20 protein-coding genes and 1 other annotated feature are annotated in these 21,741 nt (G+C 47.9%); of the genes, 8 read left to right on the top strand and 12 right to left on the bottom strand.

Annotated elements, in window-relative coordinates:
• Window positions 1–55: 55 nt before the first annotated feature.
• The gene (locus AXX12_RS19615) at window positions 56–805 is read right to left on the bottom strand and encodes a CoA-binding protein (protein WP_066243757.1); all 750 of its coding nucleotides are present in this window, start codon (window positions 803–805) and stop codon (window positions 56–58) included.
• A 79-nt stretch (window positions 806–884) separates the two neighbouring features.
• Here AXX12_RS19615 and AXX12_RS13685 point away from each other — a divergent pair, with 79 nt between their 5' ends.
• Window positions 885–1,157, top strand: a complete 273-nt coding sequence (locus AXX12_RS13685) for a hypothetical protein (protein WP_066243754.1) — start codon at window positions 885–887, stop codon at window positions 1,155–1,157.
• Window positions 1,158–1,272: 115 nt separating this feature from the next.
• On the opposite strand, the gene trpA is transcribed toward AXX12_RS13685, so the two are convergent.
• The 8 genes from trpA to AXX12_RS13645 all read right to left on the bottom strand — a co-directional run bounded on the left by trpA (window position 1,273) and on the right by AXX12_RS13645 (window position 10,160).
• Window positions 1,273–2,079 (bottom strand): tryptophan synthase subunit alpha, encoded by an 807-nt coding sequence (gene trpA / locus AXX12_RS13680; protein ID WP_066243753.1) that lies wholly within the window; start codon window positions 2,077–2,079, stop codon window positions 1,273–1,275.
• Window positions 2,079–3,263 carry a tryptophan synthase subunit beta gene (trpB, locus tag AXX12_RS13675; RefSeq protein WP_066243751.1) on the bottom strand — a complete coding sequence of 395 codons (1,185 nt, stop codon included), beginning with the start codon at window positions 3,261–3,263 and terminating at the stop codon, window positions 2,079–2,081. The genes trpA and trpB overlap by 1 nt, the downstream gene beginning before the upstream one ends.
• The gene (locus tag AXX12_RS13670) at window positions 3,250–3,873 is read right to left on the bottom strand and encodes a phosphoribosylanthranilate isomerase (RefSeq protein ID WP_066243748.1); all 624 of its coding nucleotides are present in this window, start codon (window positions 3,871–3,873) and stop codon (window positions 3,250–3,252) included. The genes trpB and AXX12_RS13670 overlap by 14 nt, the downstream gene beginning before the upstream one ends.
• Window positions 3,870–4,652, bottom strand: coding sequence for an indole-3-glycerol phosphate synthase TrpC (gene trpC / locus AXX12_RS13665; RefSeq protein ID WP_066243745.1), 783 nt, complete (start codon window positions 4,650–4,652; stop codon window positions 3,870–3,872). Before trpC ends, AXX12_RS13670 begins: the two co-directional genes overlap by 4 nt.
• Window positions 4,649–5,665, bottom strand: coding sequence for an anthranilate phosphoribosyltransferase (gene trpD / locus AXX12_RS13660; RefSeq protein WP_066243742.1), 1,017 nt, complete (start codon window positions 5,663–5,665; stop codon window positions 4,649–4,651). Before trpD ends, trpC begins: the two co-directional genes overlap by 4 nt.
• A complete protein-coding gene (locus tag AXX12_RS13655; protein ID WP_066243739.1) occupies window positions 5,665–6,237 on the bottom strand; it encodes an anthranilate synthase component II in 573 nt (190 codons plus the stop codon). The genes trpD and AXX12_RS13655 overlap by 1 nt, the downstream gene beginning before the upstream one ends.
• Complete coding sequence (gene trpE / locus AXX12_RS13650) at window positions 6,234–7,694, bottom strand: anthranilate synthase component I (protein ID WP_066243737.1); 1,461 nt, start codon at window positions 7,692–7,694, stop codon at window positions 6,234–6,236. Before trpE ends, AXX12_RS13655 begins: the two co-directional genes overlap by 4 nt.
• A gap of 172 nt (window positions 7,695–7,866) precedes the next feature.
• Window positions 7,867–8,111 (bottom strand) — a binding site (T-box leader).
• Between the two features lie 36 nt (window positions 8,112–8,147).
• Entirely contained in the window at window positions 8,148–10,160 is a 2,013-nt protein-coding gene (locus tag AXX12_RS13645) for a putative bifunctional diguanylate cyclase/phosphodiesterase (protein WP_082816873.1), read from the bottom strand.
• Window positions 10,161–10,386: 226 nt separating this feature from the next.
• On the opposite strand from AXX12_RS13645, the gene AXX12_RS13640 reads away from it, so the two are divergent.
• The 5 genes from AXX12_RS13640 (at window position 10,387) to bioA (ending at window position 15,302) form a co-directional block, all read left to right on the top strand.
• Entirely contained in the window at window positions 10,387–11,403 is a 1,017-nt protein-coding gene (locus AXX12_RS13640) for a PAS domain-containing protein (protein ID WP_066243735.1), read from the top strand.
• A 337-nt stretch (window positions 11,404–11,740) separates the two neighbouring features.
• Window positions 11,741–12,307, top strand: a complete 567-nt coding sequence (locus AXX12_RS13635; protein WP_197470725.1) for a biotin transporter BioY — start codon at window positions 11,741–11,743, stop codon at window positions 12,305–12,307.
• 1 nt (window position 12,308) lies between these two features.
• Entirely contained in the window at window positions 12,309–13,274 is a 966-nt protein-coding gene (gene bioB / locus AXX12_RS13630; RefSeq protein WP_066243733.1) for a biotin synthase BioB, read from the top strand.
• Window positions 13,271–13,957, top strand: coding sequence for a dethiobiotin synthase (gene bioD / locus AXX12_RS13625; protein WP_066243731.1), 687 nt, complete (start codon window positions 13,271–13,273; stop codon window positions 13,955–13,957). Before bioB ends, bioD begins: the two co-directional genes overlap by 4 nt.
• A gap of 4 nt (window positions 13,958–13,961) precedes the next feature.
• Window positions 13,962–15,302, top strand: a complete 1,341-nt coding sequence (bioA, locus tag AXX12_RS13620; protein ID WP_066243726.1) for an adenosylmethionine--8-amino-7-oxononanoate transaminase — start codon at window positions 13,962–13,964, stop codon at window positions 15,300–15,302.
• A gap of 238 nt (window positions 15,303–15,540) precedes the next feature.
• Here bioA and AXX12_RS13615 read toward each other — a convergent pair whose 3' ends face one another.
• Genes AXX12_RS13615 through AXX12_RS13605 form a run of 3 tightly spaced genes read right to left on the bottom strand, consistent with a single transcriptional unit; the run spans window position 15,541 to window position 18,235 of the window.
• Window positions 15,541–16,218, bottom strand: coding sequence for a 3-oxoacid CoA-transferase subunit B (locus AXX12_RS13615; RefSeq protein ID WP_066243724.1), 678 nt, complete (start codon window positions 16,216–16,218; stop codon window positions 15,541–15,543).
• Window positions 16,219–16,230: 12 nt separating this feature from the next.
• The gene (locus tag AXX12_RS13610; RefSeq protein ID WP_066243721.1) at window positions 16,231–16,956 is read right to left on the bottom strand and encodes a CoA transferase subunit A; all 726 of its coding nucleotides are present in this window, start codon (window positions 16,954–16,956) and stop codon (window positions 16,231–16,233) included.
• Between the two features lie 46 nt (window positions 16,957–17,002).
• A complete protein-coding gene (locus AXX12_RS13605) occupies window positions 17,003–18,235 on the bottom strand; it encodes an L-lactate MFS transporter (RefSeq protein ID WP_066243719.1) in 1,233 nt (410 codons plus the stop codon).
• Window positions 18,236–18,515: 280 nt separating this feature from the next.
• Here AXX12_RS13605 and AXX12_RS13600 point away from each other — a divergent pair, with 280 nt between their 5' ends.
• Both AXX12_RS13600 and AXX12_RS13595 read left to right on the top strand, forming a co-directional pair.
• A complete protein-coding gene (locus AXX12_RS13600) occupies window positions 18,516–19,880 on the top strand; it encodes a sigma 54-interacting transcriptional regulator (RefSeq protein WP_156478668.1) in 1,365 nt (454 codons plus the stop codon).
• Between the two features lie 41 nt (window positions 19,881–19,921).
• Window positions 19,922–21,574: a Cache 3/Cache 2 fusion domain-containing protein gene (locus tag AXX12_RS13595; protein WP_066243713.1), complete on the top strand. Its 1,653-nt coding sequence runs from the start codon at window positions 19,922–19,924 to the stop codon at window positions 21,572–21,574.
• Window positions 21,575–21,741 lie beyond the last annotated feature (167 nt).

Below are 21,741 nucleotides of genomic sequence, written 5' to 3'. Positions count from 1 at the left end.
CTAATCGGGCGGCTTGATAACTTTATAAACGTTGCGATGGATTTAAATAATCTTTTTATTCCAATTCCTCGAGCACACTGGCATGATGAACAATGATCAGATTCAACGAAAGACCTAACGTAATGAGCTCTTCCGTTTCTGCCCCTGGCTGAAGCCAGACATACTCGATGCCAGCCGCCTTGCATTCCCGCAAGGCTTGCTCTGTTATCGAAGCAGGACCGGCAATGAGGGCGACTGCTGGCTTTTGCGGCAAATCAGCAAAGAGCGGCGCGTCTACACGCGTTTCGCCGGAAACAGATATAACCGACAGCGACGCCACGTTATAGCCCCGGTTTCGCAACCGGTCAAAGAGCATGCTGTCCTCTGATGAACGAGCTGACTCGCCGAGCACAGCCCAGTTTTTTTCCTTTAGCATGGCAATCTTACTGCTTTCAACCATGGCGCAGTATTGATAAATCACATTCAGCCCTAAATCTTTCGCCTTAGCAACCACTTCTGGCTTATTTACTCCCGGTTGCAGCCAGACATTAGCAATACCTAGTGACGCACATTCTGCCAACCCCTCTAGGGCGACCGCTGGTGGCACCACAAAATCCACCACATTGGGAACTACCGGCAGCGCTGCGATCGAGGGAAAACACGGCTCGCCATCAATCATGCTTTCCCTGGAATTTACCGGATAAACCTCGTAGCCATAGCGTTTGAGGACTTTAAAGATACGATAACCGAATTTGTCAGGGTTTGCTGAAGCGCCGAGCACAGCCCATCGTTGTCGTTGAAGCATGTCCTTAACTTGCGGGTTCATCTGTCAGCCTCCTTCTCTCGTTCAGCTTCGCCATTCTTTATTAATTATACCTTGAAACATGGACTAACGGTAGCTGAAGTTGGCTTTCACGCAAAAGTTTGGTATTACGAAACAGCCAGCCCTGGGTTGCGCCTATGGCTGTAATGGCTTGCTCACAGAAGAAAGCGCCTATCTTATCGCCGGCAGCCTTGACGCCGTATTTCACGAAGTCTTGAAGGCAAGCCCTGTCTTATCGACAATGGATCGATTACCTTTGAATGGAAAGGTAATCATCGACCAGATACATACAGAAAAAGACCTGGCAGAGCTAGCCGAGCAGCTAAATCTACTATTAGGCTTTGCCAAATGCTGATTTTTTCTAAGACCAGGACAACTGAAATGACCACCCGCTATGCGGCGTGGCCATTTCAGTTTGTCGATAGCCTCTCACCCAGACTGTTATACGCTTTTCCTACGTCCCTCACTCACTAGCGAATGGCATTCTTCAAACTCTTTGCAAACTCACCAACTTTGCTGATCAGCATCTCTGTACCGAGATATTGCTCCAGCACGGTAATGACAGCACTGCCGACAATTACACCATCTGCCAACACAGCAATAGCGGCGGCTTGATCAGGCGTGGAAATACCGAAGCCTACCGCTAAGGGAAGCTCGGTCTGACTCCGCACCCTTGCGAGAAACTTTTGCAATCCACTGTCCACAGTGCTTTGCGCACCAGTAACGCCAGCCACAGACACGCAGTATAAAAAGCCGCGTGAAGCTTCGGCAATACGGGCGATCCGCTCAGTTGGCGTAGTCGGCGCAATTAGCAAGATCACATTAATCCCCTGTGCATCACCTTGCTGACGCAATTCTTCGCTTTCTTCCAACGGCAAATCCGGGATAATTAGCCCATCTACGCCGACCGCAGCGCAGGTACTGATAAATTTTTCGATACCATATTGCAGTAGAGAATTGTAATACGCCATCAAAACCAACGGGATTTGCGTGTCCTGACGCAAAGAAGCGATCAAGCCAAAAATGGCTTCAATGCTTACGCCATTCTGCAAAGCCCGTAATGAAGCTTGCTGAATGACTGGTCCATCTGCTATCGGGTCAGAATAGGGTATGCCCAATTCAATAATATCGACCCCATTTGCGGCCATAGACAGCACCAGTTTTCTGGTCGTATTCAGGTCTGGGTCACCAGCTGAAATGTAGGTAATAAGTGCTTTATTGCCTGACTGTTGTAGTTTCTGAAAGGTAGCGCCAATGGCGCTTTTTCTATTTTGCATTACCGCACCTCCTCATATGCAGCCACTTGGTCCACATCTTTATCACCCCGACCTGATAAACAGACGACCAGGATATGCTCTTTGGGCAAAGTCGGCGCTAGTTTAATCGCATAGGCCATCGCATGGGCACTCTCCAGCGCGGGAATAATCCCTTCGCTACGAGCCAAGAGATAAAAGGCGTCTAGCGCTGCGGTATCAGTTACAGCTGCATATTCTACCCGGCCTGAATCCTTTAGATAAGCATGCTCGGGGCCAACCCCAGGATAATCGAGACCTGCCGAGATAGAGTGGGCCGGCAGTATCTGGCCGTCTTTGTCTTGAAGCAGATAACTGAATGCTCCGTGCAAAACTCCCTTGCTGCCCAGCGTCAACGTTGCCGCATGTTCACGAGTGTCAAGCCCTTTACCAGCCGCTTCTACACCATAGAGTTTCACGCTATCATCTGTTAAAAATGGGTAAAACATGCCCATCGAGTTGCTGCCGCCGCCGACGCAAGCAATCACGCTGTCTGGCAATCGTCCCTCTATGGCTATCATCTGTTTACGGGTTTCCTCGCCAATAACTTGTTGAAAATCCCTAACCATAGCCGGATACGGGTGAGGTCCGACGACTGAGCCAATAACATAAAACGTATCCCGGACATGGGCCACCCAATAGCGCAACGCTTCGTTGGTTGCATCCTTTAACGTGCGGCTGCCGCTGGTTACCGGCACCACTTCAGCGCCGAGCATTTGCATGCGAAATACGTTCAGCGCCTGCCGTTTTACGTCCTCTTCTCCCATGAACACCTTACAGTCCATGCCAAACAGCGCAGCAACCGTAGCGGTAGCCACGCCATGCTGGCCAGCTCCAGTCTCAGCAATTATACTTTTTTTCCCCATCCGCTTGGCTATTAACGCCTGGCCAATGGTATTATTAATCTTGTGCGCACCGGTATGATTGAGATCTTCCCGTTTTAGGTAGATCTTCGCCCCGCCTAATTGGTTGGTCAGCTTCTGGGCAAAATATAACATAGAAGGTCTGCCAATATACTGTTGAAAGTAAAAAGCCAGCGCCTGCTGAAAGCTTTTGTCCTGACGCGCGCTTTCATAGACAGCTTCGAGTTCATCTAACGCTGGAATCAATGTTTCCGGCACATAGCGCCCACCAAATTCTCCGTAGCGTCCTTTCTTAATCAGACCCATGATACTCCCACCTCCGAATTGTTGTAATAAATTCTTTGATTTTCTTGCTATCTTTGACTCCGTTACTTTCTACCCCGCTGCTGACGTCGACAGCAAAGGGTTGCACCGCCCGGATTGCTGCAAGCACATTATCAGTCGACAAGCCGCCTGCCAAAATGATTCTATATTCTTGACTGACCTTACGAGCTATTTCCCATGGGAATACATGGCCAGTTCCGCCCATCTGTCCAGCCGAGTAGCTATCGAGCAATAAAGTATAGTTTCTAAACCCTGACAACTTGGCCAGTGAACCTTGATCTTTCATTTGAAACGCCTTAATCACAGTTTGCGGGAACTGACTACAGTAGTCTGCAGTTTCCTGGCCATGAAACTGCAAGGTATCCAGACCGCACATTGCGACGATTTCTTTGACCAGCCCCTCCTTAGCATCAACGAAAACGCCGACTTTACTGACAAATGGTGGCAAAGCCTGACATATTTCCCGGGCAATCGTTGGCTGAACTTGTCGTTTGCTCGGCGCGAAGACCATTCCTATCGCATCGGCTCCCGCCTCGGCTGCCTCCAGTGCTGTAGCTATATCTTGCAGCCCGCAGATCTTTATCCGAATCAATGGCGATCACCTGCCAATTCGCGTAGCTTCTGGCCAGGCGAGGGACTGCGCATCAGTGCTTCACCAACTAACACGGCATTGACGCCGCAGGTAGCCAGATTCGCGATATCTGCCTTTGTGTTGATCCCGCTTTCACTGATAAGAATTCTGTCAGGCGGGATATACTTCGCCAGTTCAAATGTAGTTTCCAGCCTGGTTTCAAATGTGCCTAAGTTGCGGTTATTGATCCCGATTATCTGTGCACCGCTAGCAAGTGCGACCTCGATTTCCGCTTTGGTATGGGCCTCCACCAGGCAGTCGAGAGACAACTCTTGCGCCTGCTGCAGCAAGTAAGTTAGCCGCTGTTGCCCAAGCGCGGCAACGATAAGCAGCACCGCATCAGCGCCATAGACGCGCGCTTCAATCAGTTGGTATTCGTCAATGATAAAGTCCTTGCGCAGCAAAGGTATGTTGGTGATTTTCCGGGCCTGCGACAAGTAGCTTACATTTCCCTTAAAAAACTGCGGCTCAGTTAAAACAGAAATCGCCGCAGCCCCATTGTCGGCGTAGGCTGAGATCACTGCCTCTGGCGTTAAATCCTGACGAATGATGCCTTTAGAAGGCGAAGCCTGTTTGAACTCAGCAATGATCTGAACTTGGCCGGGGATTGCCAATGCCTTCCGAAAGCCGCAAGTGGCGGGGAGATGTTTCATTTGCTTGTCAAGCACAGCTTGCGGCTGGTTTTGTTTTCTCAGTTCCAGGTCGTGACGAACTGATGCGAGAATCTTCTCTAGTATCATTGCAGCGCCTCGCTTTGAAACAGCTTTAGCTCTGTGAATTTTGCCAGTGCCTGACCGCTGTCAATACTGGCAGCCGCCAGAGCCACCCCTTCACGCAAACTGTCGGCTTTGTCACCGGCGACCAGAGCGGCTGCTGCATTGAACAAAACGACTTCCCGTCGCGGACCCTGCTCTCCCTGCAGAATGTTCAGCAGAATCTGCCCATTCTCAGCAGCATTGCCGCCAATGATGACTGACATATCTGCCCGCTGGAAGCCCACATCCTCAGGACTGATATAATAGGTGTAAATCTGTCCGGCTTTTAATTCTGTTACCTTCGTGGGAGCAGATATTGATACCTCATCCAGGCCGTCCATGCCATGCACAACCAGTGCATGTTCTGCCCCTAGCCGCTGCAATACTCCGGCGAGCATCTCAGTCAGTTCAGGCTGAAAAACTCCGAGCAGTTGACAGCTAGCCCCTGAGGGATTGGTTAATGGCCCTAATATATTAAAAATGGTGCGAATGCCGATTTCCCGGCGCGGTCCGACAACAGTCTTCATCGCCTGATGGAATTGGGGAGCAAACAAAAAACCGATGTTTACTTTCCGTAAACTTTCTGCTACAGCCGTAGCATCAAGGTTGATCGGAATACCAAGCGACTCCAATACATCAGAGCTGCCGCACTTGCTGGAAACGGATCGGTTGCCATGCTTCGCAACTGTCAGCCCAGCTCCTGCAACCACAAACGCCGCTGTTGTCGAGATGTTGAAGGTGTTCTTTTTGTCTCCGCCAGTACCGCAGGTATCAACTACCCGTCCCGGCGTACTGACCGGCGTAGCCTTGCGTCGCATTACCCGTGCACAGCCGGCAATTTCTTCAATGGTTTCACCTTTGATACTCAGCGCGGTAAGCATACTGCCAATCTGCGCCGCCGTGGCGCTGCCCTCCACGATCGTCTCCATCATACATTCTGCTTCTGGCTCACTCAGGTTCTCTCCCAAGACGACGCGTTGCAAGATGGTTTGAAACATTATGCACTCCTCCTCATTAAAAAATTGCGTATTAGGGCTAACCCCTGATCGGTAAGGATGGATTCCGGATGAAACTGAACCCCCTCCACTGGATACTGTTTATGACGCAGGCCCATGACGACTCCATCCTCTGTATGAGCAGTGATCTGCAGGCATTCGGGAATTGTCTCACGGTCGACAATGAGTGAATGATAGCGGGTAGCCGTAAATGGGCTATCAAAGCCGTAATAGATTCCCTGCCCATCATGATGGATGGTTGAAACCTTGCCATGCATCGGCACCTCGGCTCTGCGCACCACTGCGCCAAATACTTCGCCAATCGCCTGGTGCCCCAGACAAACGCCAAGCACAGAAGTATGCGGCCCGCATTGGCTAATCACTGCTTTTGAAATACCAGCCTGTTGCGGCGTGCCTGGCCCTGGGGAGATAATGATGTGTGATGGCCGCAAGTCTTGCAGTTCATCAACCGTAATTGCGTCATTGCGATAAACGGCAATGTCTGCAGCCAATATTCCCAGGTACTGCACTAGGTTATAGGTAAAGGAATCATAATTATCAATAACGGCAATCATGCTATTCCCTCCTCGGTACTGAACAATGCCTGAAGTAATCCTTGGGCCTTGTTCAACGTTTCCTCATATTCCGCTTCCGGCGATGAGTCGGCAACGACGCCGCCGCCAGCCTGGACATGAATTTTGCCGTCGGCAATGACAAATGTTCGGATCGTAATACAGGTATCCATACTGCCGGAAAAGCCTAAATAACCCACCGCGCCAGCATACGGCCCGCGTTTGGTCTGCTCCAATTCCCTGATGATTTCCATTGCCCTCACCTTTGGAGCGCCAGATACAGTTCCGGCCGGGAAGCAGGCTGTCAGCGCATCGATTGCGTCTTTTCCCGGTTGCAACTGGCCACTAACCGAGGAAACTATATGCATGACATGCGAGTATTTCTCTACCGCCATCAAGGTGGGCACTTGCACCGTACCGTAAGCGGCGATCTTGCCAATATCATTTCGGCCTAGATCGACGAGCATGATGTGTTCAGCCCGCTCCTTCGCATCGGCGAGCAGTTCGGCGGCAAGTTGTTCATCCTCTTGTAACGTCTTACCGCGCCGCCGCGTCCCGGCGATTGGCCGAGTCTCGACAACGCCGTGTTCCAGCCGGACAAGCATTTCCGGTGAGGAGCCGACAATTTGCAGCTCACCAAAATTCAAATAATACAGATAGGGCGAAGGATTGGCTGAGCGCAAGGTACGGTACACGGCAAACGGCGGCACCTGCAAATTGGCTGACAAACGCTGGGATGGCACAACCTGAAAGATATCACCAGCGGCAATATACTCTTTGGCCTTGATAACCATCTTCATGTATTCCTCTTTCGTTCGGTTTGATGTCACGACCGAGCGCACACAGGCAGGTTTAGCAGTAATGTCCAGCGGCTTGGCCAAACTTTCTTTCATCTCTTGCAGCAGCCCAATTGCCTGTTGGTAGTGAGTTGCAACATCGCCTTCAATCCGCACACAAACGATGAGTTGAATGGTGTGCTTGACATGATCAAACGCTACCACCACTTCCGGAAACATCAGGCAGCAATCTGGCAGTCCCAGTTCATCCCGCTCTGCCGCGGGTACTCTCTCCAGATGTTCCACCATGTCAAAGCCAAAATATCCGACTGCACCGCCAGAAAACCGCGGCAACCCTGCAATCTCTACCGGAATAAACTCCTGCATGACCGTCCGCAGAACCGTGAATGGATTCTCCTCACTCTTCCGGGTTGCGTGTTTGTCTGTTATTGTGCAGACAGGTCCGCGAATGGTTACTGTTCGGAAAGGACGCAGACCGATAAAGGAATAGCGACCTAGATGTTCGCCGCCGTCAACACTCTCCAAAATAAACCCCTGTTCCTCCCCGACTAGTTTGCAATAGACAGAAATCGGCGTTTCGGTATCTGCCTTTATAACTAACGAGAGTGGAACCAGATTGCCTTGCCTTGCTAATTCACTGAATTCCTCTAGCGATGGGATCATAGATGCTACCTCCTTTAATAAAAAAACCCTTTCGTCCTCTAAATAAGGACGAAAGGGTTACTTCCGCTGTGCCACCTTAGTATAGGCGATTAAGCCTCACTGGTACGGGACAAACTGATAGCCAAAAAACGACTCATGCCTACCACGTCAGAAAACAAAAAATCTTTCGTCCTGTAAGGACGAAAGATACTCTTCCGTGGTACCACCTTGTTAGGCATGATAGCCTCGCTCTCAGGTACAGGATGCTGTCCGATACCCTGTCTCTACATAACGGTGAGACACTCCGACTAAGCCTACTATTATTTCGGTTAGCAGCTCAAGGGCCCATTCACCAAAAAGATACCTGCGGAGCTTACACTCCCCCCCGCTCGCTGAAAAGCTCGTTTTTTGACTACTCTTCCCTATCCACGCTTTTATGGTGTTTATTCGATTGCTTATACTATAGCACTGGTTTTAGACTTTTGCAAACAAATCTTTATTGAAAGTTAACAGAATTGCTTCTTTTTCCGCAAGCGGCCGGCTAAAAACGTAACCTTGGATGAAATCACACTGGCACTGCACCAGCTTTGCTAGCTGTTCTTCAGTCTCCACTCCCTCCGCGACAACAGTCAAGCCTAATACATGTGCCATATTGACGATAGAGCAGATAAACTGAAGTTGTACTGCATCAGATACCATCGGATCAATAAATGACTTATCAATTTTCAGTGTTCCCACCGGTAAATTCCTCAGGTAGGTCAAAGAACTATACCCGGTACCGAAGTCGTCGAGCGAAAGACCCACTCCGATGTTTCGCAACTCCCTTAGCTTTTGGGTGCTGTCTTCAAGCGAAGCAATAAGAGCATTCTCTGTAATTTCAACTTCTAGTTGACTTGGACTAATCCCTGCGCGATCGATCGCTTGGCATACAACGGCGACAAAGTCGTCAGCAATTATCTGCCGTGGCGAAACGTTGACCGAAACACGGATATCACATTTCCCCATTTCCGCTAGCTGGCGGGCGAACCGACAAGCTTCTTCGATAACCCATTTGCCGACTCTCTGAATGGTATCATTCTCTTCCGCCAATGGGATAAAGCGGCTTGGCGGCACCGCTCCATAAGCGGAGTTCGTCCAGCGTAGCAGTGCCTCAAAGCTGACTATACGGCCGCTGCCTGCGTCAACAATCGGCTGATAATACAAGGATAACTCCTCATGTTCGATAGCCTCACGGAGCTCTTGCTTCAGCACCATATTTTCATAGGCGACGATTTGCAATTTCGCTTTGCAAAACCGCCAGGTGTTTTTACCGCTTATCTTCGCTTCGTGAAGAGCTAAATCCGCCTTCTTTAAGACATCTGCCGCTGTATCCCCATCATCGGGGTAGAAGGCGATGCCAATACTGCCTGACATGTGAACTCTGGATTCACCGATCGCATACTCCCGGCTAAGTTGCCTAACCACCGTATCAGCGATGTGGGCAACCTTCTCCCGGTCACTTTCGCCAACTAATAGGATCATAAATTCGTCGCCGGCAATTCTAGCCACTAGTGCGTGTTCTCCGGCTCCGGCCACGATATATTCCCCCGCTTTAACGATAATTTCGTCACCAATGGAATGTCCCAATGTATCGTTGATCAATTTCAAGTCGTCCAGGTCGATATGAAGGATAGCGCCGCTCGTCTTGCCCCGGCCTGCTTTATCGAATTCTTCGGCCAGTCGTGCATACACATACGCCCGGTTTGGCAGACCAGTTAAGGAATCATAGTAGGCCAGTCGCCAATTTTTTTGTTCTTGAACCCTGCGTTCCCTCAACTCCTTCTCCAGCGAATCAACCAAAAGGGCATTGTCTAAAGCCATTGAGGCCAGTTGAGCAAACTGAACTAACAAAGAAATCTCCTGGTCACTAAAACTGCGGTCAGGTTCAAGAAAAGACAAACCGAAAATAGCGATCACTGTATCGTCTCGTTTTAGAGGAACCAAGACAACTTGATTGATGTGGTCAAAGAAGGAGCCGTCCAAACGACGGTTCGATGCACTGTAGTCATCAACGACTGTTATCGCACCAGATTTATAGACTTGTCCACCAAAGCCTTCTGTCAGTTTGATCTTTCGGCCAATGTCCTGGGCATAATGCCCTAACCCGACTTTGCGTTCAAAAACCCCTTGTTCTGCATCGAGAATATTGATAAAGCCATGCGAGGTACCGATTAAATCATTTGCGTGAGAAACAATCGCTGTAAGCACATCTTTCAAGGCAACTCGTTTCATCAGCCCCATCGCCGTTTCGTGCAGCGATGTCAGGATACTATTTTGGCGGCGAATATCTTCTTCGCGCCTAAGCAACTCATCGCATTGCTGCCTTAGCTCTTCTTCCGAGGCAGTTATTTCTTCGTAAGCCGCTGTGAGTTCTTCATGCAGTAGGCGAAACTCGTCTTCTCTTTTTCCGCCCGCTGTATCAGTGTGAGTATTGTCTTTTTCAGCCATTCTTTTTGTCCTTCCCCGCCTTCAGGTCAATGGTAATATATGAACAATACAGAGCATTATATTAGGTATTATACGATAAAACTGCTGATAATCCTGTTTACCTTGGATTACTTTGACGAAAAAGCGTATAAAATAGCATATCTTGTAGTATAACTCTTTACGAAAGCCCTCGTATGTATTAAAATAAACCAGAATATCTATCGGGAGAAAGGAACTACTTTTAAATATGAACTCTTCCTTTGGGGAAAATGTAGCAAATCTACGTGTTGCTTTAAAGTTATCACAAGATGACTTAGCACAACATGCAGGCATAAGTCGTTCGATGCTGTCAAAAATTGAGCGAGGTGAGGTTAACCCCACCATTTTAATTGCCGGAAAACTTGCTCGAAGTCTGAATACCACTGTATCTACTCTGCTGGGAGAACAGCCTAGTCAACAAGACCGTGTTGGCAACATTCAAAAATTTGTCGAAGCTCTCAAAACTGCTGACGAACAGTTAGAAAAGATTATTGCCTGTCGCAAAGAAATTGAAACAGACTTTCAAGCAACCTTCCACCAAACACACGTGTTTGATAAGGAGGGCCGCTATTTATTTGTTAGCCTACTAGGAGCACGGTATATCGGAAGAAGCTCTGATGATATGGTAGGTAAGCACTGGCGCGACTTGGAGCTGCCTACCGCATTCATGAAAGCCTTTGAGCAGCACATTATGACCGTGTTTTCTACGGAAAAACCACTAACTACTGAAATTGTCTATCCTACGCCAAATGGACTTCGCTACTTTGAGTATCGTATTAAGCCACTTATTAATGAGAACGGCAGCGTCGAAGCTGTTATTGTGTCTTCAAGAGATACTACAAATAACAGGATTGCTCAGTTTGAGCTGGCAAATCAGATCAGCAAACTTAACCAGTTGATCGAAATCTGCCCAATAGGAATTATTACTGTAGACCGCCACGGGATCATCAGCATCGTAAACCAAAGTGTGCAAACACTTTTATCGCCGCATTCCTCCGATAATTGGGTTGGTAAAGACATGAATGAGCTGTTAGATTGGGCTGGTCTCGACCATGATCAAGCGCCGCTTGCCAAAGCATTACGCGGAGAAGCAGTGAATCTTGAATTTCAGAATGACAGAGGAGTATGCTGGCAGACGTCCGCTTTCCCGCTGCGAGATATCACCGGTCAAATTTACGGGGCAATTGCGTTTTTTCAAAATGCTAGCGATGTGTTACCGAGATGAACGGAGTGAACTGTTGTTTCACTTAAATCGAGAAGAAATTGTTTTTGCCATGTAAAAGAGACTATCTTAAAAGCAGCACTGCTTTTAACACCCCTCAGTTTGTTGAGCAACCTATTTGCTAGGACGCTGATAAAGACGGATATGCTGTGCATTCACGGTGCAACGCTAATCGTCCGATATCAACGTCCTTTTTTTACAGTCTTCCAATCTGCGCATTGTTCGTTAACCAATATTTAATTGTTGGTTGACAATCAGTGCATTATCATTATAATGAAGTATGACTGAATTCAGTTGGCAGCTAAATGTTGGATGTACATAGCAGGAGGCGAATCTCACATTGTCATTGGCAATCGTAAAAAACCGCACCGCTTCTCTCATTATTTGCGCACTGTTTTCCGCATTGATTGCGGTAGGCGCCTTTATCAAAGTGCCCATCCCGGCCGTTCCCTTCACATTACAATTCTTATTTACAACCTTAGCCGGCTTGTTGCTCGGCGCAAGACTTGGCTCACTCTCTGTCGCAGTGTATATTGCGGTCGGATTGTTAGGCATTCCTGTATTTACACAAGGCGGCGGTATCGGCTATATTCTCCAGCCGACTTTCGGCTATATCATCGGGTTTTATCTCGGCACCTATATAACAGGGGCTATTGCGCAAACCTCCAGCCAACCCACCGTAAAAAGGCTGCTTATAGCCAACTTTGCCGGTTTAGCTGTTGTTTACCTTGTCGGTATGATCTACTACTATGTTGTGGCCAACTACTATATCCAACAACCCATCGGTATTTGGCCGCTCATTTTGTATTGCTTTATTTTGGCCTTACCTGGTGATATTGCTATTTGCTTTGTCAGTGCATTTCTCGGCAAACGCCTGATTCCTATTCTAAACAGAGGAGTTCGATAAAATGAGTGTTGTTCAACAGTTGAAGTCAGCTATCCTTACTGATTATCGAGTAACAAAGCCAGACGCGTTGCAGCTTTGCAGTGAGCCGCTTGACGAATTATGCTCCGCTGCCAATGAACTACGGGAGCATTTTTGCGGCAACTCCTTTGATATCTGTACCATCATTAACGGCAAAAGCGGCAGATGCTCAGAAAACTGCAAGTATTGCGCCCAGTCAGGCCATTACTGCACCGAGGTTGAGGAATATCCTCTGCTTGCTAGCGATACCATCTTGAAGGAAGCAAACTATAATCACACACGAGGAATACTCCGCTTCTCGATCGTAACTTCAGGCCGCAATCTGTCTGACACGGAAATGGACGAGGTTTGTGAAAGTTATCGCGCAATCCAGGAGAACTGCGACATCTCGATCTGCGCTTCCCACGGGCTGTTATCGTTTGAGCAGTTCCAGCAACTAAAAGCGGCAGGCGTCTCACGCTATCACAACAATTTGGAAACCTCACGTCGAAACTTCCCTAACATCTGCACTACCCATACCTATGACGACAAAATCCAGGCAATCAAAAATGCCCAGGCGGCAGGTCTCGCGGTTTGCAGCGGTGGGATTATGGGACTTGGTGAAACCATGGAAGACCGCATTGACATGGCTCTGGATATCCGGGATTTAGGGATAAAGTCTATTCCCGTCAATGTGCTTAATCCAATCAAGGGAACACCCTTTGAGAACCTTCCCAAACTGGCAGACGATGAAGTACGTCGCATTATTGCTATATTCCGTTTCATCCTGCCAGATGGCGCAGTCCGCTTGGCTGGTGGACGCGGCTTATTGGCGGATAAGGGCAAGGCAGCGTTTCAGTCCGGCGCTAACGCGGCGATCTCCGGCGATATGCTGACAACCTCGGGAATCAGTATCAGTGACGATATGGCCATGCTGAAAGACTTGCAGTTCGAGGCTAGGCTGTTGTGAGCAAGGGGATTTATATCACCGCAACCGGAACAGATATCGGCAAAACCTATGTCACAGGCTTACTAGTAAAACTACTACGCAACAGCGGAATCAACGCCGGCTACTACAAACCGGCACTCAGCGGCGCGGCAGTCGTGGACGGAGAAGTGATACCCGGTGACTGTAAATTCGTAGCCGACACGGCCGGGCTTACTGACCAGCCCCATACTTTAGCCTCCTATATTTACAAAACAGCGGTATCCCCCCACCTTGCCGCGCAAATGGAAAACCGGCCGATTGAACCAGTGGTCATTGTTGCTGATTTTGCCAAAGCCAAACAGCACTTCGACTATATCACGGTTGAGGGCTGCGGCGGCATTGTCTGTCCCTTGCGGTTAGATGAACAGACATTGCTGCAGACCGATATCATCAAACTCTTGAACCTAGATGTCCTGATCGTGGCCTCTGCCGAACTAGGCACAATCAATAGTGTTGTGTTGACCATAGATTACGCCAGGAATCAGGGTATTGTTGTAAAAGGTATCATTCTCAACAAGTACGATGATAGCAAATTTTTACACAGAGACAATAAGCAGGTCATCGAGCGACTGACTCAACTGCCTGTCGTTGCCTGTGTCGGCACCAATGCTACAGACCTTGCTATGGATGCAAAGATTCTTTGCGAATACTATAAGGAGGTCTAGCCAAATGAACTTATTGGAAAAGGATTTGCAGCATATCTGGCATCCCTGCTCGCAAATGAAGGATTACGAAGAACTTCCCCCCATTGTCGTCGACCATGCTAAAGGCATGTATCTGTATGACATCGAGGGCAAACGCTATGTTGATGTTGTTAGTTCCTGGTGGTGCAATCTATTAGGTCACTGCAACGAGCGAATCAACACAGCTGTTAAAACGCAAATTGACCAATTAGAACATGTTATTTTCGCAAACTTCTCCCACGTCCCCGCGATTAGACTCTGCGACCAATTGTCACAGATTTTGCCGGCAGGATTGACGAAATTTTTCTTTACCGATAACGGTTCTTCCGCAGTAGAAGCAGCCATGAAAATGAGCTTTCAGTATCATTACCAAACAGGCGCGCCGCAGAAAAATCGGTTTATGGCGTTGAGCGATGCATATCATGGTGAAACGGTAGGGGCGCTTTCGCTTGGCGGTGTTGATCTATATTCCGAAATCTATAAACCCATGTTGCTTGATATTATCAGGGTAGACGGTCCGGACTGCTATCGCTGCCAGTATGGTCAGCACCGCGAAAGCTGCAACGCCGAATGCTTTGCAGCAGCAGAAAAGAACTTTGCCCAATATGGCGATGAGGTATGCGCGTTTGTCGTTGAGCCGCTCGTACAGGCGGCAGCCGGCATGAAAATCTATCCGCCTGTTTATCTAAAGAAGCTGCGACAGGCTTGTGATAATCACAATGTTCATCTGATTGCCGACGAAATTGCCACAGGTTTCGGCAGAACAGGCAAGCTGTTTGCCTGCAACCACGCCGGAATCTCACCTGATATTATCTGTCTGTCTAAAGGACTGACAGGCGGTTATATGCCGATGGCGCTAGCGGTAACCACCCAGAAAATCTATGATGCGTTTTATGCGGATTACAGCGAGGGTAAGGCCTTTATGCACAGCCATACCTATAGCGGCAATCCCTTGGCCTGCTCGGCAGCTATTGAGGTGCTTGCCATCATGCAAGAAGAGAACATTTTAGCCAAGGCTAATGAGAATGCCGTGTATTTTAAGCAGTTGGTTCACGAAAAGCTGAGCGATCACCAATATGTTGGCGACATCCGCTCCATTGGTCTGATTAATGCCATTGAATTGGTGGAAGACAAAGAAAGCAAACGTCCCTTTGACTCAAAACACAGAGTTGGCTATCAAATTTACAAACAGGCGCTGGCCAAAGGAGTTGTCCTGAGGCCCCTAGGGGATGTATTGTACTTCAATCCGCCACTGACAATTAGCCGTGCAGATATGGATTTCGTAGTACAGGTATGCGCAGACTGTATTGCGGAAGTTCTAGTCTAAGAAACCGCCTAGTCCGGCGCCGCCGGTACGGATTTTCTCTATCCACGTCCATCGGAAAAAACTCCACTTCGATCTCGCCGCGTCGTAAAAAAATAGGGTCTTACAATCAACCAGCCTCCCGGATGTAACATCCGGGAGGCTGGCCTTCTCAAAACAGCATGATCTTTCTGTTTTGCAACTTGGTTTGACTAAGCTTCAGATGGAGTAAAAACTCCACCTGAAAGCAAGTCTAGATCTATTATGCGTTAATACCACTCATACGATAGTCTTTCAGATCTGGAGATACAGTAAATTCAGCTTCAGTGCAAGCCTTGAGGTCTTCTACTGATAGCGCCGGATCCTTTTCGATCAATACAAGAGTTCCGTCAACGACATTAAACACTGCCTTTTCCGTAATGATAACATTGACCACGCCACGTCCGGTTACAGCCAATTGACACTTTTTCAGAATCTTGGATTCCCCTTTTTTATCGTTGTGCTGCAAAGTAGCCACAATCTTCTGGGCGCCTCGCACCAAATCCATCGCACCACCCATCCCTGGCGAAAAGTCGCCCTTGGCTGCATTCTTTGCCCAGTTGGCGATATTTCCTTCCTGGTCTACTTCCAGTGCGCCCAAAATCGCAGTATTCACATGACCGCCCCGAATAATGGCAAAAGATTCGCATAGGTCAAAAATGGCAGCACCCGGAAGCAAGGTGATCGGCTGCCCTCCAGCATTCGCATTGTCCGGGTCCGCTTCCCCGACATAAGGAGTGGGACCAGTCATCAAGCAGCCATTTTCCGATTGTAGAGTAACCTGTATCCCTTTGGGCAGATAGTTCGGTACCGCAGTGGGCATGCCAAAGCCTAAGTTTACAAATTCTCCATCATTTAATTCCAGTGCCGCCCGACGAGCAATTCTTTCTCTTACATCCATGAAATATTCCCCCTAATTCTTTCTCTTTAATTGTCCGATTTCTTCCCAATGTTGGTTGAACACCTGTACGTGCTCGTCAAAGCTATAGCCCTGCACCACCGCATTGACATATATACCCGGTGTACCTACGTGATTGGGATCAATTCCGCCGACTTCGACGATTTCATTGACTTCGGCTACTGTGTACTTTGCCGCTGCTGCAATGACCTTATTGCAATTGACAGATACGCCGCGATATTCAACATTGCCTATTTTGTCGCCGCGATATCCTTTAATAAACGCAAACTCTGCCGACAATGGTAATTCCAGCAAGTATTCTTTGCCGTTGATGGTTAACTTCTGTTTTCCTTCTTCCACCTTTGTGCCCACTCCGGTTGGCGTCAAGACACCACCCAAGCCAGCACCAGCCGCGCGGACTTTTTCGGCCCAGGTGCCCATGGGATAGAGTTCCACCTCTAAACGTCCTGCTTTATATTCCTCCAAAAGCTCCGGGCAAGTGCCAATGTGCGAGGTAATGATTTTTTTCACCTGGCGGTTCTTAAATAAGATGGCCATATCAAAGCCGCCGCCAGGCATTCCGCTTACCTCGCTAATAATGGTTAAATCTTTTTTCCCAGATGCCGCCAGTTTTTCAATGCATTTCAATGGCGAGCCCACCCCTAAAAATCCACCCAAAAAAATGCTTGCGCCGTCCTGCACCTTCTCAATAACCTGATCAAGTTCCACTACCTTGTTCATAACCTGTCTCCCTTCTTAATCTTATTTAGATTTCCAAAGCCGGTGTTTACGCTGCTTTTAAAGCGTCGGCTTTTTTCTTGTTGTACTGAAGGATAAATGTCAGCATTACACCAATGACGCTAAGGCCTGCGGCGATTAGAAATGCCTGAGTATAGTCCCCTTTGTTGATTTCTTTGAAATGACCGGCCATGAGCGGCCCTACTATGCCTGCGGCGCCCCAGGCGGTGAAAATGATGCCATAGTTCATACCCAAGTTTTTGGCGCCAAAGGCGTCCGCAGTGATCGATGGGAATATCCCCATAACTCCGCCGAAGCAAAGACCGATAGCCATAAGAACGATCACAAAGGGTACAAATGTAGTTACTTGTGTCAAGGTGAACATCATGAGACCCGCGAGTATGAACATAATCTTCACCGCATTATAGCGGCCAATCTTATCAGAGACCCAGCCCCAAAAGATCCGGCCGGCGGTATTGGCCAGCGCCAGAAAGCCGACACACATGGCCGCAGTCGCAGGACTGAGCTTGATGACCTCCTGGCCGATAGGCGATGCATGGCCGATGATCATCAAGCCGGAAACACAGCCAATGAGGTATATACTCCATAAGACGTAAAACATGGGATCTGACAGCATTTCCCGCCAGTTTTTATCAGTGCCGGTTATTGTTGTGGCCGTAGGAGGCGGAGGAGTCCAACCCGCCGGTCTATAGCCGGGCGGCGCAGTTTTCACAAGAGTCGTACAAGCCGATATTAAAACAAGATAGGCGACCCCGAGAATTTTAAAGGTAGCCAGAACGCCATAGGACTCAATTAAAGCCGATGATAGCGGAGCGAGAACAACAGCTCCAGAGCCAAAGCCTGCTACAACAAGCCCTGATGCGAGTCCCCGTTTATCCGGAAAAAACTTAACTGTATTGGCGACTGTACAGGCGTAGACAGTACCAATTCCTATACCGCCAAGCACGCCGTAGGTCATATACAGAAACGAGAGGCTATTAGTAAAACCGGCGCCGATAATACCCAGGCCAAAAATAATCCCGCCGCCGAATATAACCATTTTAGGACCTTTCTGATCCTGGATTTTTCCTGCTACGATCATTGCTAGCGGCACAAGGACGCAGGAAAGAGTAAATGCAAGTGAAGTTTCCTTGGTAGACCATTTAAACATGGCAATGAGTGGTTTTTGGTACACGCTCCACGCGTAGGCCGATCCGATACATAGATTAATCAGAATACCAGATAACAGGACTAGCCAGCGGTTAGTCGACTTTTCGGTCATAAAATCACCCCTTCAGATTTTTTTACCCAGGCAACGGTATAAGATGCAAATCTCATGCCAATGCCTAAAGCCTGAAAAACACAAGGGGTAGTCTCTCTTAATTGTACAGCTTTTTGGAAAAGTGTCAAAATCATTAGAATCTAATAAATACAGGAAAAGCAGCGTCACATGCCTAATTATTGAAGGAACCGGGCAAATACACGCAATTTTGCCTAATTAGACAGTCTTATGCTGCGCAATAAGGTGTTGGCATTAATTTTGCATTGGTCTTGAGGGAGAGGTGATACAGCTGAATATCCGACAAATAATGGACTGCAGTTTTACGCTTTGTCACTCACACGATACCGTCAAAGCAGCAATTCAAAAGATGATTAGTGATCAAACATCATACGCCATCATAGCAGATGAAAAAAGCATCTACCAAGGGGTTCTAACGGCTGGAGCACTGCTGCAGACGAAAGACTTTGAACTGTTAGTTGAGCAGGTCATGCAGGATGCCGAGCCTTTAAACGAAGACGGTTCTATAGCCGATATCAGGCCTAGTCTTTTAGAGATTATTCCCGTCGTAAACCACATAAAAACAGTGGTCGGTGTTATCAGTATTAGGAGCGCCTTTCAATACCTGCCTGAAGCATTATCAAGCCTAGACACTGGGCGATCGTCCGGTTTTCGTCGCACTCCTCAGTTGAGCGCGAAATATACCATCAATGATATCGTAGGTCAGAGCAAGCCTATTCTGCTGATGAAAGAACAGATTATCGCAGCCGCTAAAACCAGATCTACTGTGATGGTGTTAGGGGAAACGGGAACTGGAAAAGAGCTTGCTGCGCATTCCATTCATCGACTGAGCAGCCGCCGTCACAACGCCTTTGTTCGGGTTAACTGCGCTGCTATTCCTGACAACTTATTAGAGTCAGAGCTGTTCGGCTACGAAGCGGGAGCTTTTACCGGCGCGGTAAAGGGCGGTCAGGTTGGCAAATTCGAGGCGGCTGACGGCGGCACAATATTTCTTGATGAAATTGGCGATATGCCACTTACGCTGCAATCGAAAATCCTGCGGGTTCTTCAGGAGAAAGAGATTGAAAAGGTGGGAGGACGTGCTCCGATCGCTATCGATGTACGAATCATTGCGGCCACTCACCGTAATCTTCGTGAACTGGTCAGGGAACAAAAATTCAGAGAGGATTTGTACTACCGGCTGCACGTCATCCCCATTCAGATGCCGCCGCTTAGGGAGCATCGTGAAGATATTCCGATGCTGGTGGACTTCTTTTTAACAAAGCAGGCAGAAGAGCTTGGCATTGACAGACCTGATACAGACCGCGACTTTATGGCAGCGTTAATTGAATATGACTGGCCGGGAAATGTACGGGAACTGGCAAACATCATAGAACTGGCCATAAGCATGTCTCATGGAACGATAACCAAAGATTTGCTGCCGCCTTCTATGCTGCCCGAACTATTCTCATACCGTTCTGACGATGAAGCCGCGGTTTTGCGGAGCTATACCGAAGAGGCGGAGAAAGAAGCGATTATCAAAGCGCTTGAAATCTATGGCGGCAACAAAATCAAGGTGTGTGACTCACTCGGGATTTCGCGAAGCAGTTTGTACAACAAATTGAAGAAATACGACATTGACGCCTGAGCTGAAAAAAGAGATTGTGCAAATACAAGGAGGCCGATGGGGTGAATACACGGATAAGATTATTCATTTGGTTTATATTGATATCTGTTATACCACTGCTGATTATGGGTGGCTTTAGTTACTACCTAATTTCAGAAAAAATTTCCAAACAAAATGAAGAAAATATTAATAATATCAATAAAGGTATCTATAACATGGTTGACACCCAGCAGAAAGTATTAACTCAATGGCTGGCAAGTGCCGCGGCAGCATTTGATGAAAAGCTGGTTTCACTAGGGCAAAGTCATTTTGATTACTCTAATATGGTCGAAATAGGCGGTTACAGACTGCCAACCTGGTACATCGGCAGTCAGAAGATTACCGGCGAGAATACTCTAGTTGACATTCTGATTGCCAAACAAAAGTTGCCGGCGACCATATTCCAGTTCAAGGACAATAAGTTTATCAGGGTCGCCAGCAATGTGCGTCAGGATGACGGTCACCGTATCGTTGACACCTTGATCGAATCAGGGCCGATATACGAAAAGTTGATCAATAGCCAGCTGTTCCAAGGCCGCGGCAGCGTAGAAGGAATTATGCATGCACTGATTTATCAGCCTATTTTTGATAGAGAGGGCAAGCTAATTGGGGCGTTTGTGCTAGGCCGTCGGGAACAAGAATACGAGTTGCTAGACGCAATAAAGAACATCGTGGTTGGCGAAACCGGTTATGCAACTGTCATGGATCCAAAAGGCACCTTTATTATCCACCCGCAAAATCAGGGGAAGAGCGCTGCCGGTTACGCATGGGCACAGGAAATACTGCAGAAGAAAAACGGGTCAATCACCTATGATTATAATGAACGCCAAAAAGTCGCCTATTATATGTATTACGAGCCATGGAACTGGTATATCGTCACCGGGAGTTACACCACAGAGATCTTCAATACGACCAGAGAACTGTTTAATGGTCTGCTCCTGGTATGCCTGCTGGTTATTTTGATTTCCGCCGCGCTGGCCTATGTTATGTCCAGCACTTTCTTCCACCCGATCAATGAATTGGCCGGAGTAATGCGACAGGTTCAAAGCGGCAACCTTACTGTCAGGCTCCACCATAACTCAACCGATGAATTCAAGACAGTCGGTAACGCGCTGAATGCCATGCTTAATAACATCTCGCTTCTGGTAGGCAGAATTTTAAATAATTCGCTGACATTAAAAGAATCATCTCACAACCTGCTTGATGATATAACCGATGCAAGAGAAGCGTTAAAAAGCATGGAAAGCGGAGTAGACAGCTTAAGGCAAAGTGCTCAGGTTTCGAGCCAGACTCTAACTTCAGGGAACAACCCCAATGATGAAATTCTGCATGCCATTGAGGAAGTAAAAGATGCGGTTAACAAGATGAAAGTGATGGTTGCAGACGGCAGCGTTGAGGGGCTAATCAGCGTTCAGGACGCATCAGAGAAGATCGAACTGCTAAGGCGTAAGTTCCTGGTTCAGTCTGTCATTGACCAAAATGTCAGCATCCCATTTTCTTTGCAGAATAAAATCAATAATCTGGATGTCGAACTGGCCAAACTGAAGATGCTGACAAAGCACATCTCCACATCTGCCGCTAGCCTTGATGAAATAGCGCTGTCGTTGGATAGGAATGTGAATATTTTCAAGGTAGAGGAGCCAGCGAACGAAGAAAAACCAATATCAAACAGTTGAAAATAGGTTCCTATACATAAATCAACCAGCCTCCCAAGATGCAACATCCGGGAGGCTGATTGATTTATCCTAATGTATCTCATCTCTTCTATTTATACGCAGGAAAATGGCATCTTATTAAAGAAGGTAATTTAATATGAGAAGATATAGAACACCCGTGAGATAAC

Origin of the sequence: Anaerosporomusa subterranea, from assembly GCF_001611555.1 — a bacterium.
Taxonomy (GTDB): domain Bacteria; phylum Bacillota; class Negativicutes; order Sporomusales; family Acetonemataceae; genus Anaerosporomusa; species Anaerosporomusa subterranea.
Note: the sequence above shows the minus strand (reverse complement) of the source record. Positions and strands in the feature narration are given on the sequence as shown.

Excerpts from the sequence above, each read along its gene's own strand:
- AXX12_RS19615 (WP_066243757.1), bottom strand. The coding sequence starts at position 805 with ATGAACCCGCAAGTTAAGGACATGCTTCAACGACAACGATGGGCTGTG.
- trpA (WP_066243753.1), bottom strand. The coding sequence starts at position 2,079 with ATGCAAAATAGAAAAAGCGCCATTGGCGCTACCTTTCAGAAACTACAA.
- trpB (WP_066243751.1), bottom strand. The coding sequence starts at position 3,263 with ATGGGTCTGATTAAGAAAGGACGCTACGGAGAATTTGGTGGGCGCTAT.
- trpC (WP_066243745.1), bottom strand. The coding sequence starts at position 4,652 with ATGATACTAGAGAAGATTCTCGCATCAGTTCGTCACGACCTGGAACTG.
- trpD (WP_066243742.1), bottom strand. The coding sequence starts at position 5,665 with ATGTTTCAAACCATCTTGCAACGCGTCGTCTTGGGAGAGAACCTGAGT.
- AXX12_RS13655 (WP_066243739.1), bottom strand. The coding sequence starts at position 6,237 with ATGATTGCCGTTATTGATAATTATGATTCCTTTACCTATAACCTAGTG.
- trpE (WP_066243737.1), bottom strand. The coding sequence starts at position 7,694 with ATGATCCCATCGCTAGAGGAATTCAGTGAATTAGCAAGGCAAGGCAAT.
- AXX12_RS13645 (WP_082816873.1), bottom strand. The coding sequence starts at position 10,160 with ATGGCTGAAAAAGACAATACTCACACTGATACAGCGGGCGGAAAAAGA.
- AXX12_RS13640 (WP_066243735.1), top strand. The coding sequence starts at position 10,387 with ATGAACTCTTCCTTTGGGGAAAATGTAGCAAATCTACGTGTTGCTTTA.
- bioB (WP_066243733.1), top strand. The coding sequence starts at position 12,309 with ATGAGTGTTGTTCAACAGTTGAAGTCAGCTATCCTTACTGATTATCGA.
- bioA (WP_066243726.1), top strand. The coding sequence starts at position 13,962 with ATGAACTTATTGGAAAAGGATTTGCAGCATATCTGGCATCCCTGCTCG.
- AXX12_RS13615 (WP_066243724.1), bottom strand. The coding sequence starts at position 16,218 with ATGGATGTAAGAGAAAGAATTGCTCGTCGGGCGGCACTGGAATTAAAT.
- AXX12_RS13610 (WP_066243721.1), bottom strand. The coding sequence starts at position 16,956 with ATGAACAAGGTAGTGGAACTTGATCAGGTTATTGAGAAGGTGCAGGAC.
- AXX12_RS13605 (WP_066243719.1), bottom strand. The coding sequence starts at position 18,235 with ATGACCGAAAAGTCGACTAACCGCTGGCTAGTCCTGTTATCTGGTATT.